General features: G+C 61.7%; 14 protein-coding genes. 10 read left to right on the forward strand and 4 right to left on the reverse strand.

All coding sequences use genetic code 11. The annotated features are described in order from the left end of the window. Window positions 1-9: 9 nt before the first annotated feature. Window positions 10-810, reverse strand: a complete 801-nt coding sequence (locus ACP15N_RS15220) for a zinc-ribbon domain-containing protein (protein WP_425093174.1) — start codon at window positions 808-810, stop codon at window positions 10-12. 173 nt (window positions 811-983) lie between these two features. Between ACP15N_RS15220 and ACP15N_RS15225 the strand changes: the two genes are divergently transcribed. The 5 genes from ACP15N_RS15225 (at window position 984) to ACP15N_RS15245 (ending at window position 5,156) form a co-directional block, all read left to right on the forward strand. Continuing rightward, window positions 984-1,655, forward strand: a complete 672-nt coding sequence (locus ACP15N_RS15225) for a cell division ATP-binding protein FtsE (protein WP_425093175.1) — start codon at window positions 984-986, stop codon at window positions 1,653-1,655. Beyond that, the gene (locus tag ACP15N_RS15230; protein WP_425093176.1) at window positions 1,652-2,533 is read left to right on the forward strand and encodes a cell division protein FtsX; all 882 of its coding nucleotides are present in this window, start codon (window positions 1,652-1,654) and stop codon (window positions 2,531-2,533) included. Before ACP15N_RS15225 ends, ACP15N_RS15230 begins: the two co-directional genes overlap by 4 nt. After that, window positions 2,533-3,288 carry a lysophospholipid acyltransferase family protein gene (locus tag ACP15N_RS15235; RefSeq protein ID WP_425093177.1) on the forward strand — a complete coding sequence of 252 codons (756 nt, stop codon included), beginning with the start codon at window positions 2,533-2,535 and terminating at the stop codon, window positions 3,286-3,288. The genes ACP15N_RS15230 and ACP15N_RS15235 overlap by 1 nt, the downstream gene beginning before the upstream one ends. Window positions 3,289-3,398: 110 nt before the next feature. Continuing rightward, complete coding sequence (locus ACP15N_RS15240) at window positions 3,399-4,355, forward strand: L-malyl-CoA/beta-methylmalyl-CoA lyase (RefSeq protein WP_425093178.1); 957 nt, start codon at window positions 3,399-3,401, stop codon at window positions 4,353-4,355. 147 nt (window positions 4,356-4,502) lie between these two features. Further along, window positions 4,503-5,156: a peroxiredoxin gene (locus ACP15N_RS15245; RefSeq protein ID WP_425093180.1), complete on the forward strand. Its 654-nt coding sequence runs from the start codon at window positions 4,503-4,505 to the stop codon at window positions 5,154-5,156. On the opposite strand, the gene truB is transcribed toward ACP15N_RS15245, so the two are convergent. Next, window positions 5,153-6,064 carry a tRNA pseudouridine(55) synthase TruB gene (gene truB / locus ACP15N_RS15250; protein ID WP_425093181.1) on the reverse strand — a complete coding sequence of 304 codons (912 nt, stop codon included), beginning with the start codon at window positions 6,062-6,064 and terminating at the stop codon, window positions 5,153-5,155. The genes ACP15N_RS15245 and truB overlap by 4 nt on opposite strands. Window positions 6,065-6,067: 3 nt before the next feature. Continuing rightward, window positions 6,068-6,478: a 30S ribosome-binding factor RbfA gene (gene rbfA / locus ACP15N_RS15255; protein WP_425093182.1), complete on the reverse strand. Its 411-nt coding sequence runs from the start codon at window positions 6,476-6,478 to the stop codon at window positions 6,068-6,070. Between the two features lie 122 nt (window positions 6,479-6,600). On the opposite strand from rbfA, the gene dapB reads away from it, so the two are divergent. After that, complete coding sequence (dapB, locus tag ACP15N_RS15260) at window positions 6,601-7,410, forward strand: 4-hydroxy-tetrahydrodipicolinate reductase (RefSeq protein ID WP_425093183.1); 810 nt, start codon at window positions 6,601-6,603, stop codon at window positions 7,408-7,410. A gap of 126 nt (window positions 7,411-7,536) precedes the next feature. Then, the gene (locus ACP15N_RS15265) at window positions 7,537-7,914 is read left to right on the forward strand and encodes a dihydrodipicolinate reductase (protein ID WP_425093184.1); all 378 of its coding nucleotides are present in this window, start codon (window positions 7,537-7,539) and stop codon (window positions 7,912-7,914) included. Window positions 7,915-7,925: 11 nt separating this feature from the next. On the opposite strand, the gene ACP15N_RS15270 is transcribed toward ACP15N_RS15265, so the two are convergent. Continuing rightward, on the reverse strand, window positions 7,926-8,153 hold the full coding sequence (locus ACP15N_RS15270; RefSeq protein ID WP_425093185.1) for a DUF1674 domain-containing protein: 228 nt from the start codon (window positions 8,151-8,153) through the stop codon (window positions 7,926-7,928). 35 nt (window positions 8,154-8,188) lie between these two features. Between ACP15N_RS15270 and ACP15N_RS15275 the strand changes: the two genes are divergently transcribed. From ACP15N_RS15275 to purH, 3 genes are all read left to right on the forward strand, one after another. Further along, window positions 8,189-9,514, forward strand: a complete 1,326-nt coding sequence (locus ACP15N_RS15275) for an RsmB/NOP family class I SAM-dependent RNA methyltransferase (protein WP_425093186.1) — start codon at window positions 8,189-8,191, stop codon at window positions 9,512-9,514. 82 nt (window positions 9,515-9,596) lie between these two features. Next, entirely contained in the window at window positions 9,597-11,312 is a 1,716-nt protein-coding gene (locus ACP15N_RS15280) for a heparinase II/III family protein (RefSeq protein ID WP_425093187.1), read from the forward strand. An 83-nt stretch (window positions 11,313-11,395) separates the two neighbouring features. Further along, a complete protein-coding gene (gene purH, locus ACP15N_RS15285) occupies window positions 11,396-12,985 on the forward strand; it encodes a bifunctional phosphoribosylaminoimidazolecarboxamide formyltransferase/IMP cyclohydrolase (protein WP_425093188.1) in 1,590 nt (529 codons plus the stop codon).

Raw genomic sequence — 12,985 nt, forward strand, 5'->3', positions numbered from 1 at the left:
AGCGGGTTGTCAGTTTCCAGCGCCTTGCAAAACCCCGGAAATCGCGCGCGCACCGTTGGCCATTTGCCCGTCGAGCCATAGCCGCAATGCATTGATCTGGTCCACATACACTTCGACAGGCGCTCGCAAGCCCGGTGCTGCGACAACGATCCTGTCGGCGTAGCTGTACAACAAAAGCGCAAAGAGCACGACCAGAAGGATGCTGGAGAACCCCATGCGGAACCCCCGTCCTCGCCGCGCGCGTTCTTCGAGTTCTTCCTCGGTCAGCGCCTCGGCGGCGCTTGCGCGCAACACCGACTTCGCACGCAGGCTGGAGTTGATCTCTTCGATATCCGGCAGAAGATCGCGTCTCGGAACCTGTGATCTGCGTTTCTTCGGGGCTGCGGTCGGGTGCACCGCGACGTCCGTCGGGGGGCTGTCCATGCTGTCATGGTCCGGTTCCGGGTCCAGAGCGAATTCTTGTTGTGCTTCGAACGCTGCGCCGGCTTCCTGACGCCGTTCGCGGGCTTCCCGTGTGGCCTCTGCCCTGAGTATCTCCGCAACCGCAGGATCCAGTTCGCGCTTTGCGGGTGTCTGGATCGGAGCGTCTGCCTCGGCTTCGTCGTCCTGCTCACGCCCCGCGCGCATTGCAGCAGCCAGTGATGGCGGCTTGGGCGCGGGTCGGAGCACCGGTTTGGCTACAGCCGCGTCAGACGGACGTTCGAACCAGGCATGCCCACAGCTGGAGCACTGAACGTCACGACCGCGCGCTGGTATGGCGCTGTCGGCAACCTCATACTGTGCTCCGCAATTGGGGCATGTCAGCCGCATCGTACACCGGCCTCCGTTCGAGTTTGTTGCATGCCGTCGACGTACCCCGCCCGTTTTCGGGTTCGGTTTCCTCAATAACTTGATCCAGAGCATGATCACGGTCTTGAGCCGCAATTGCAACTGCCAACACGCAAGGGTAACAAAGCCGCGCATCATCAGGAGAGTGCACGTTCATGATCGAATTGGCCCATGTCGCATTTGGCTATGGCAAGCGGCGTTTGTTTTCGGACGTGAACCTCAGTTTGAACGAGGGTGACTTCTACTTTCTCACCGGGCCATCCGGCGCCGGCAAAACCACCTTCATGCGGCTCTGCTATCTCGACCTGCTCCCCGAGAAGGGAAACGTCACGGTTTTCGGGCGGCAAGCGGCCGAACTGGGGCGTGATCAGGTGGCCCTGACGCGACAACGCATCGGTGTGGTGCACCAGGATTGCCAGTTTCTCGAACATCTGAGCGTGGCTGACAACATTGCGCTGCCGCTGACCGTGGGCGGGCGCCCGGTGCCAACAGGTGATCTGGACGAATTGCTGAAATGGGTTGGTTTGGCAGACCACCGCAATGCGCTGCCCGCACAGTTGTCCGGTGGCGAGCGCCAGCGCGCGGCTTTGGCGCGTGCGGTGATGATGGATCCGGACGTGATCCTGGCGGATGAACCGACCGGCAACATCGACTGGGAGATGTCGCAACGTCTGCTTGCGCTGCTGGTAGAATTGAACCGGATGGGCAAGGCGATCCTTTTGGCGACGCATGACCTGGCGCTGATCCGACAGGCCAAGAGCCAGACTGCGACTCGGGTTATGCGGTTGGCGGGCGGCGAGTTGCAACTGGCGGGAGCGGGTCTGTGAGCGGCACTCCGATTGATCTGCGCATCAACGACATCGTGCCGCCCTCAGGTTTCACGGCACGCCTGACGCTATTCACCTCCGCAGCGATGGCATTTCTTGCAGTTTTTGCCGTTGCGCTTTCCCTGGCAAGTTCACAACTGGCGACGCGCTGGTCGGATGCGATGGCCCGCACAGCGACGGTGCGCCTGTCAGCGCCACCCGGCCAGGTGGAAGCGCAAACGCGCGCGGTTCTTGCCGCGCTCGAAACAACGCCGGGCGTGGCCGAAGCGCGGGTTCTGACCACCGAAGAGCAACAAGCGCTTCTCGCGCCATGGTTTGGCACGACGTTGCCAGTTGAGACATTGCCGATACCCCGGTTGATCGAAGTGCTCGAAACCGCAGAGGGTTTCGATCCGGATAACCTGCGGTTGCGCCTTGCGGCCGAAGCTCCGGGGGCTGCATTGGACGACCACACGCGGTGGCGCCGTCCGTTCGTTGCCGCGGCAGAGCATTTGCGGCTCGTCGGTCTGGTGGCGGTCGTGCTGATCGGAGGGGCGATGGCAGCGATGATCACGCTTGCTGCAAACTCGGCTCTGGCGGCAAATGCACAGGTCATCCGGGTGCTCCGGTTGGTCGGCGCTCGGGATATCACGATTGCCCGTGCCTTTGTACGTCGCTTTGCAACGCGCGCGCTTCTTGGGTCACTGGTTGGTGCCGGAACGGCTGTCGTCGCCCTGATGTTGTTGCCGAGCGGACATGGCGCCGAAACGATTTTTGATGGGTTGGGCTTTTCAGGAGCAAGCTGGCTCTTCGTTCCGATGATCCCCGTTGCAGCGATTGTCGTGGCCTATGTTGCAACTCGTTTTGCTGCGCTGCGGATGTTGCGGAGGATGGCGTGATGCAGTGGATCAGGTCTTTGTTTTTCATCGCTCAAATGTACCTGATGATGGCGTTGATGGCGCTCTTCTTCCTGCCGATTGTCTTCCTGCGCGACGACGGGGCCTATATCGCCCACAGGGTCTACTGCCGTTACGTGCGCTGGTCGGCGGCATGGATGGTCGGCTTGAGGTCCGAGATTCGTGGTGAGATACCTCAAGGCGAAGTGATCATTGCGGCCAAGCACCAAAGCTTTTTCGATATTCTTTTGATTGTGTCGGTCATTCCCCGCCCCCGCTTCGTCATGAAGAAGGAGTTGCGATACGCGCCCATCTTCGGATGGTACGTCGGGCGTATCGGCTGCATCCCGGTTGATCGCGGGAAGGGCGCAAAGGCGGTGCAGGACATGGTCGCAGCCGTGCTCGACCCGGACGCGCCAAAAGGCCAACTGGTGATTTACCCACAAGGTACGCGGGTCGGCGCAGGCGCTTACAAAACCTACAAGGTTGGTGTCGGAGCGCTTTATTCCGAGCTGGACCAGCAGGTTATTCCAGCAGCGACAAACGTCGGCGTTTTCTGGCCGCGTCATGGTATTCTGCGCAAACCCGGTTTGGCAGTGGTGGAGTTCTTGCCACCGATTGCGCCGGGCCAACCGCTCGATGCTTTCATGGCAGAAGTGGAGGATACCGTTGAGGCCGCCTCGAACCGGTTGATGGTGGAAGCGGGATTCCCCGAAGACCAACTGCCCGAAGGTCGAAACTCGAAAACGTCAGCCTGATCGCTGCGGATGCAATGCTGCGCGCGCAAATGTCACTTGCGGGCGTATGCGCAATATTCTATCTCCGCGCGTAGGCAAACGCGAAATATCCTTACTCTATGGAGTCCCCGATGAGCTTCCGCATACAACCGCAGGCCCCCTCCCGTCCAAATCGTTGCCAGTTGTTCGGTCCGGGCTCGCGTCCTGCGATTTTCGAGAAGATGGCGGGGTCAGCCGCAGATGTGATCAACCTGGACCTGGAGGATTCCGTCGCGCCTGATGACAAGCCCGAGGCACGCAAGAACATCATTCAGGCCATTGGTGATGTGGATTGGAACAGCAAGTACCTGAGTGTCCGGATCAACGGGTTGGACACGCCCTACTGGTATCGAGACGTCGTTGACCTTCTGGAAAACGCATCCGACCGGATTGATCAGATCATGATCCCGAAAGTCGGGTGTGCGGCGGATATCTACGCGGTCGATGCGCTGGTCACGGCGATCGAGACCGCCAAAGGCCGGACCAAACCGATCAGCTTCGAGGTGATCATTGAATCCGCAGCCGGTATCGCCCATGTCGAGGAAATCGCAGCTGCCTCTCCGCGCCTGCAGGCGATGAGCCTGGGGGCCGCAGATTTCGCGGCCAGCATGGGCATGCAGACCACCGGTATCGGCGGGACGCAGGAAAACTACTACATGATCCGCGAGGGTGTGAAGCACTGGTCAGACCCGTGGCACTGGGCGCAGGCGGCCATTGTCGCGGCCTGCCGGACCCATGGCGTGCTGCCGGTGGATGGTCCGTTTGGTGATTTCTCGGATGATGACGGGTTCGTCGCGCAGGCCAAACGCTCTGCGACACTTGGCATGGTCGGCAAATGGGCCATCCATCCCAAGCAGGTTGCGCTTGCGAACGAGGTTTTCACGCCCTCTGACGAAGCGGTGACTGAAGCGCGCGAAATCCTTGCCGCCATGGAACAGGCCAAAGCAGAAGGGGCCGGTGCGACCGTTTACAAAGGGCGCCTTGTGGACATCGCCTCTATCAAGCAGGCCGAGGTAATCGTGCGCCAGTCTGAAATGATCGCGGGCTGACACGCCCACCTTGACTGAAAAAGAGGCGCGGCGGTCAATCGGCGCGCCTCTTTTCGTTGGCGGCGCACAAAGTTGCGATCTGATCTACCGCTGTGCGAATGCACTCCCTAGGTTTTCAGCCATCGCCGAGTCCGAAGGAGGTTTACCATGGCCCTGCGCATCAATGATACCGTTCCCGATTTCACTGCCCAAACCAATCAAGGGGAGATCACGTTTCACGACTGGATTGGTGACAGCTGGGCGATCCTGTTCAGCCACCCAAAGGATTTCACGCCGGTTTGCACGACGGAGTTCGGTGCCGTAGCGCAACTGGCTGACGAATGGGCCAAGCGCAACACAAAAGTCATTGGGGTTTCAGTCGATGGTGTCGACGACCATCGCAAGTGGATCGGTGACATCGAGAAAGTTGGTGGAGCCGAAGTCGGATTTCCAATCATCGCGGACGAGGGGCTCGAAGTGTCCAAAGCGTTCGACATGCTGCCTGCCGAAGCGTACCTTCCCGATGGCCGGACACCAGCGGACAGCGCCACTGTACGGTCGGTCTTCATCATCGGGCCGGACAAACAGCTGAAGCTGTCGATGACCTATCCAATGACTGTTGGCCGGAACTTCGGAGAGATTGTCCGCGCGCTCGATGCCTTGCAGACCTCCGCGGGTCAGGGCGTGGCAACACCCGCAAACTGGGTCACGGGGCAGGACGTCATCGTGCCGCCCTCGGTCAGCGATGCGGACGCTAAGGCGAAGTTCGGCAGTTTCGAAGCTGTCTTGCCATACCTGCGAAAGGTGAAACTGGCCGGTTAGTCGGGCAGGTTGAACACCCGGGTGGGGTGCAAGAGACCCGCCCGGTATATGCCGACAGCTACAGGCTGGCCATCGCAGGAGGCCCACGCCTCCTCCCCATATTCGGCATCCGAGGTCAGAACCTCGGCCGGGTTGCCGTGCCTGATCCTGCTTGCGGCTTCGGCCGTGCACCGCAACTCGGGGAGAGTCGAAAGACCGGTTTCCAAAGGCAGCAAGAGACTGTCGAGTGCGCGGTCTTTCGCAAGATCCTCGATTGTATCGAGGGTCACAGCATCTGTCACTTCGAACGGACCCGACCATATTCTCCGTAACTCGCGGACATGAGCGAAGCATCCAAGCGTTTCGCCGAGATCGCGCGCGATTGAACGCACATAGCCCCCCTTGCCGCAGACGAGGTTCAACGTCACGTGATCTTCATCCGGGCGCGCAAGCATCGTCAAACTGTCCACATGCAGCGGGCGGGCGGCTATCTCGACATCCTCGCCAGCGCGGGCGCGGGCGTATGCGCGTGCGCCATCGATCTTGACGGCTGAGAATTGCGGTGGAACTTGCTGAATGTCGCCAACAAACGCAGGCAGTGCAGCGCGGATAGCCTCGTCATCCGGGCGTGCATCCGAGGTCTTGGTGACCTCGCCTTCGGCATCGTCGGTTTCTGTTGCCTGCCCGAGCCTCATGGTGAACGTGTAGGCTTTGAGCGCGTCGGTGATGTATGGCACGGTCTTCGTTGCCTCGCCCAGAGCAATGGCCAGCACGCCGGTGGCTTCCGGGTCAAGCGTTCCGGCATGCCCTGCCTTCCTTGCGTCGAATGCCCACCGCACCTTGTTGACGATCGCGTTCGAACTGAGACCGGCGGGTTTGTCGATGACCAGCCAGCCCGAAATATCGCGGCCTTTCTTGCGACGTGCCAAGGGTCAGTCCTCGGTCCGGTCCGATGCGAGATCCTGTTGAACCTTCTCCTCGTTCAGGAGGCGACGCGTTTCATCCATTCGGTCAAATGTCTCATCGATCTGGAACCGCAGTTCCGGTGAGAACTTGAGCGTCAGTTCCTTGGAAACAGCCCGACGCAGTTCGTGACGATTGCGACGGAGCGCGTCGAGGGCATCTTGCTTGCCGTCTCCGCCCAAGGGCAGGACGAAGGCGGTTGCGACCTTCAGGTCAGGCGAGGTGCGCACTTCGCCGACAGTGATCGACATTCGGTTCAGGTCAGGGTCGTGAATGTCACCCTGCGCCAGCACGGACGACAAGGTCCTGCGGATCAACTCGCCGACGCGAAGCTGCCGTTGTGACGGGCCGCCGCCCGTATCGAACCGTGATTTTGCCATGCCCTGATCCTTTTCAGAGCGCTCGTGTACCTTCACCGGCCGCGTCTGGCAACACACGCTGTTTGCGCCGGCAAAACTTGCGCGATAAGACGCAGTCTACACCGTTGTGGAAGGACAGGCGCATGGGCGAATTGCCGGGAATAGTCATCACGGGCGGCTCCGGCCGCATGGGTCAGATGTTGATCGAGACGGTGAATGCTTCTGACAAGGCAGAACTGGTGGGCGTGACCGAGCGTCCCGGTCATGACTGGATCGGGCAAGATATCGGCGTCGCAATGGGCGGAGCCGAGCGCGGCGTCAAAGTAACCGATGACCCGTTGGAGGCCTTCTCCAGTGCACAAGCGGTGATTGATTTTACTGCGCCAGCCGCGACGGTGGCGCATGCCGAGCTTACGGCTCAAGCGCGCGCTGTGCACGTGATCGGGACGACGGGCTTCTCGGCTCAGGATCTCAAGCATCTTGAAGCCGCTGCGCGTCATGCCGTTATGGTCCGGGCGGGCAACATGAGCCTCGGGGTCAATTTGCTCGTGAAACTGACCGAGCGCGTGGCTGCGGCTTTGGATGCGGATTACGATATCGAGGTGATCGAAGCCCACCACCGTCACAAGGTCGATGCGCCCTCTGGAACGGCGCTGATGTTGGGAGAGGCCGCTGCCAACGGACGAGGCGTCAAACTGGCGGATGTCGAAGATCGCGGACGCGACGGCATCACGGGCGCGCGGGCGCGCGGGGCGATCGGTTTCACGGCAATCCGGGGGGGCGATATTGTCGGCGAGCACGACGTCATGTTTGCCGCTGACGGAGAGCGGATCGTCCTGCGCCATATGGCTTCCGACCGGTCGGTATTCGCGCGCGGCGCCTTGAAAGCCGCGCTTTGGGGGCAGGACAAGGGCCCGGGCGCCTACGATATGATGGATGTGCTGGGTCTGTAAGTTTCCGCAGGCGCGCAGTTTTTGGCTGATCACAGGTCTGTGAGATGAAAAACTGATCTGTTGTCACAGGTTTCAGCGTACACTGGATGTCCCAACAAGAGGCCCTGGTTCGCTATGAAACACTCCATGAAGTTTGCTGCCAGCTTCGTCGCAGCGTCACTGACCTTGTGTGCGACGCCTGCTCTGGCTTTCGAACGTGTCACATCCGAAACGCGTTTTGTTGAATTGGTGGAGGGCAAGTCCCTCTCGCTCCTGCGCCCGATCCTGCTGCGCTCTGCAATCGTTCTGGAGGTGACGCGCGAGGGACAGATTACCGGTCGCGCGTTGCGAAAGCCTGTGACCGGGGCGTGGCAGTGGCGGAACGGATTGTTTTGTCGCGACCTCGCTTATGGGGATGAGGACCTTGGGCCCAACTGCCAGGTGGTTCAGGTGCAGGACGACCAGATCCGGTTTATCGCCGATGAAGGGGCCGGAGACCGCGCGGACTTCCGCTTGAAAGACTAGAAGACGCGCGATCAGAAATCTATCGCGATCCCTTTCTTTTCCCAGTCCCCATAGCGCACCGGTTCCGGTCCATCCCGGCCACCCAGTTCCGGCGGCAGGGCCGGTTTGGCGGCTTCTTTCGCTTTGCGCAGATCCGCTTCTTCCAACGCGCGGCGCGCCGTTTCCGGTAACGCGGCGCGGCGTTCCATTTCTGCGTCCGACAGGACGATATCAGCTCGGGTGGGTTCCTTGTCAGTCATAGGCTGTTGATATACGGCGCGGGGGGTGAAGGACAATGCCCAGAGCGCGAGGACCCGTTTTGCAAACCCCGGAAAAACACGCGGCGCGTGCGGCTGCGCTCTGGCTGATGACCGGCGTTCTAGAGGATGGTATCTCGCTTGCGGATCTTCTATCGCGTGGGTCCGGCCCGATGACAACGCTTGTCCCGGAAGATCGCGCGCGGGCGCAGCGCCTTGCCACCGAGACACTGCGCCACTTGCGGACGTGCGACCAGATGTTGGGACCGCACCTACGGCTTGCGCCGCGTCTTTTCGTGCATAATGCGCTTCGCCTCGCGACGTATGAGATAATGGGTACGGGTGCTGCGTCTCATGGGGTGGTGAACGCCGCCGTTGATCTGGTCCGCGCCGCCCAGCCAGACAGCAAGGCCCCCGGTCTTGTAAATGCCGTTTTGCGAAACATCGCGAGACGCGATCCAGCCGAGTGGCAGGCCGCAACGCCCGCGTCCTTGCCAAAGCCCTTTCGCAAGCCGTTGGTGGCGGCATGGGGCGGCAAGATCGTGACCGCGATGGAGGCCGTGCAAGTACACGTCCCGCCGCTCGACCTGACACTCAAGGCGCAAGAAGATGCTGCCACATGGGCCGAGACGTTGGGCGCGCGGGTTTTGCCAGGCGGCAGTTTGCGCCTGCCCGCAGGCCAACAGGTCAGCGCCTTGCCGGGTTATGCGGAAGGGGCATGGTGGGTTCAGGACGCAGCGGCTGCTCTACCAGCGCGCCTTCTGGCGGCACAATCATCAGAGCGGGTGCTGGACATGTGTGCGGCACCGGGCGGCAAGACCCTTCAACTTGCGGCAACCGGCGCGAAAGTTACCGCTTTGGATATCTCAGAGGCGCGCATGAGGCGGGTGTCTGAAAACCTCGCGCGCACCCGACTGGCGGCCAAACCCATTGTGGAGGACGCGCTGAATTACACGCCTCCAATGCTGTTTGACGCGATTTTGCTGGATGCCCCGTGTTCTGCGAGCGGAACGGTGAGACGTCATCCGGATTTGCCATATCTCAGGGATCTGTCGGACCTCGCGGACATCACCGCCTTGCAAGCACGCCTGTTTGACAGGGCGGTTGGTTTGCTGCGCCCCGGAGGACGGCTTGTCTTTGCCACCTGTTCGCTCATGCCGGAAGAGGGGGAGGCGCAGGCCGCAACCGCGCTGACACGCCACGCGAACCTGCGCGCGTGGGACCTAGAGCCCAAATGCGCCGAGATGGATTTGCCTGCGGAGTGGGTGACAGACGGCGGCGCGTTGCGTCTGCGCCCGGATCATTGGGCGGAAATCGGCGGAGTGGATGGCTTTTTCATCGCAGGTTTTACAAAAGCGTCCTGAACCGTGTTTTCAGCGATGACGTGGGAGGGTCTCGCTCCTACAGTCACCTCTGCGTTGGAAAACAGAGCAGACCGAATTTCGCATGGCAGGCAGTCTCAAGTACGATCTTGAGCGGTCCACGGGATCGCGCACGCTGCGCTATCGTATCGGAGATGGCCTGCAGGCGTGGCGCGCCGGATTGTCTCCACCGCCGACGACGCTTCACACCACCCCGCAGCCGCAAAGCTTCGGAGAGGTCGCGCGCGGCCGGCAGCTTCTGGCCGGAGTCGTGCGGCTGGACGGCGAGGTGGTCGAGGCCCCTGGGATCAGCCTGTGGGATATCGCGGATGGTGCCAGTGGGCCGGGGGCACAGGCCCTGCATGGCTTCAAGTGGCTGGACGATCTGGCGGCGTTGGGTGGCGCACAGGCCCAGGCGCTCGCACAGACCTGGCTTAGCGACTGGATCGCGCGATTTGGCCGTGGCGGTGGGCCGGGGTGGACACCCGACCTGACCGCGCAACGGATCACGCGGTGGATCGCGCACGCGCTCTTCCTGCTTGGGGGGCAGGGATCTTCTGTATCGCGATTGTACTTCCGTGCACTTGGACAGCAGGGCGTGTATTTGAGCCGCCGTTGGAAAACCGCACCTTCGGGGCGGCCGCGCTTCGATGCGCTGACCGGAATGATATATGCGGGAATGAGTTTGTCTGGCCTCGAGGGCAGCGTTGCCCCCGCAAAGGCCGAGTTGGACAAGGTCTGCGCGACCGAGATTGGACCCCAAGGCGGCATCGCCTCCCGAAATCCCGAAGACCTGCTCGAGGTGTTGATGCTGCTGACATGGGCCGCCGACGCTTTGGAAGAACGCGGAGAGTCACCCGGGATAGAGCACATCAGGGCAATCGGGCGAATCGCACCGACCCTGCGTGCGCTGCGCCATGCGGATGGCGGCCTCGTGCGGTGCCACGGCGGCACGCGGGGGACGGCAGGGCTGCTCGATGAGGCCTTGTCGCGCACAGGCGTATCTACCACGGCGACTGCCCCTGTGGTGATGGGGTATGCGCGTCTTTCCGGTGGGACATCGACGGTGATCGCCGATGCTGCGGCCCCTCCGCTCGGCGCGGGCGCGTTGACGGGACACGCAAGCACCCTGGCCTTCGAACTGACCTCCGGGCGATGCCCGCTGGTGGTCAACAGCGGGGCAGGGACGACCTTCGGGCCGGAATGGCAACGGGCCGCGCGGGCTACGGCGTCCCATTCGACACTGTGTCTTGACGGGACTTCGTCATCCCGGCTGACGACTACCAGCGCTGACCCCGATGCGCGAGAGGTCTTAGCGGACATCCCCTCTCTGGTCACGGCGCAACCGTTCGAAGACGCAGAAATGTCCGGGATGCTCATGACTCACAACGGCTACGTGCCCACGCATGGGTTGGTCCATGCGCGCCATCTGACACTGGCCGAAGACGGGAAGCTGTTGGAGGGTACCGACACGCTGGCCGCCCCGGAACCGGACGCGCGTCTGACCTGCGACAAGGCCCTGGCAGCTTCGGGCGGGCGAGGGATCGCGTTTCAGGTCCGGTTTCACTTGGCCCCCGGCGTCGATGCAGAGATCGACATGGGCGGGGCAGCTGTTTCACTCGTGCCGGACAGCGGCGAGGTGTGGGTGTTTCGCGCCAGCGGCGGCGAGATCGCGTTGGCGCCCAGTGTCTATCTGGAGCGCGCGCGTCTCAAGCCGCGCGCGACAAAACAGATCGTGTTGTTCGGAAGGCTTTTCGACTACGCAGCCGACATGCGGTGGAGCTTTACCCGCGTCGAGTAGCCATTTGCCCCAAGGGCAGCTATAGACCCGCCGTAACGCGCTCCGCGACCACTCAGATGCTGCCCGAAGGACCCGAAACTACCATGACCGATCTCGTTCCCCTGCGCCGTGCGTTGCTCTCTGTTTCCGACAAGACCGGACTGGTCGAACTTGGACAGGCTCTCGCTGCGCGGGGCGTGGACCTTCTATCGACAGGCGGCACGGCAAAAGCCTTGCGCGATGCCGGGCTGTCGGTGCGTGACGTCTCGGACCTGACCGAGTTTCCCGAGATGATGGACGGCCGGGTCAAGACGCTGCACCCCAAGGTGCATGGCGGCTTGCTGGCCCTGCGCGATAACGTGGCCCATGTTTCGGCGATGAACCGGCACGGGATCGAAGCGATCGACCTGCTGGTGGTGAACCTTTACCCGTTCGAGGAAACTGTTGCCAAAGACGGCGACTATGCCACCTGCATCGAGAATATCGACATCGGCGGACCTGCGATGATCCGGGCGGCGTCCAAGAACCACGGATTTGTCAGCGTCGTCACGGATGTCGATGACTATGAAGCTCTGCTGACAGAGCTTGAGGTCAATGATGGGTCAACCACCTATCCGTTTCGGCAGAAGCTGGCCCTGAATGCCTATGCGCGGACAGCTGCCTACGATGCCGCCGTTTCTAACTGGATGGCCGGTGCTCTGGACGAGCCTGCCCCGCGCCGGCGCGCTTTTGCCGGGACTTTGGCCCAGACCTTGCGCTACGGCGAGAACCCGCATCAGACAGCGGCCTTCTACACCGATGGGACGGCCCGTCCGGGTGTGGCGACAGCCAAACAGCATCAGGGCAAGGAACTGAGCTACAACAACATCAACGACACCGATGCTGCGTTCGAACTGGTCAGTGAGTTTGCGCCTTCCGATGGTCCGGCCTGCGCGATTATCAAGCACGCCAATCCCTGTGGCGTGGCGCGCGGAACAAGCCTCGCAGAGGCATACCGGGCCGCTTTCAATTGCGATCAAACCTCGGCCTTCGGGGGCATCATCGCGCTGAACCAACCGCTGGATGGCGAAACCGCCGAGGAAATTGCGAACATCTTCACCGAAGTAGTGATCGCGCCTGGTGCCGACGCCGACGCCATGAGTATTTTTGCAAAGAAGAAGAACCTGCGGCTGCTGACAACCGACGCTTTGGCTGATCCCAAGGCGGGGAATTTGACGGTACGACAGGTTTCAGGCGGATTGCTGGTACAGGACAAGGATAACGGCCATATCGGGCTGAAGGATCTGAAGGTCGTGACACAACGCGCCCCTTCGGACGCAGAACTTGCCGATCTGCTCTTCGCTTGGAAGGTGGCAAAACACGTGAAGTCGAACGCGATTGTTTACGTTAAGGACGGTGCGACCGTCGGGGTTGGCGCAGGGCAAATGAGCCGCGTGGACAGTGCGCGGATTGCAGCGCGCAAATCGGCGGATATGGCGGAAGCCCTCGGTCTGGATACACCCCTGATCCAAGGTTCCGTTGTGGCGTCTGACGCGTTTTTTCCCTTCCCCGACGGACTGCTGACTGCCGCCGAAGCAGGTGCTACGGCCGTGATCCAGCCGGGTGGGTCGATGCGGGACAACGAGGTCATTGCGGCCGCTGACGAGGCCGGGTTGGCGATGGTCTTTACCGGCATGCGGCATTTCCGGCACTGA

It is taken from the genome of Tropicimonas sp. S265A (assembly GCF_049800835.1).
In the GTDB taxonomy this organism is placed as follows: domain Bacteria; phylum Pseudomonadota; class Alphaproteobacteria; order Rhodobacterales; family Rhodobacteraceae; genus Dinoroseobacter.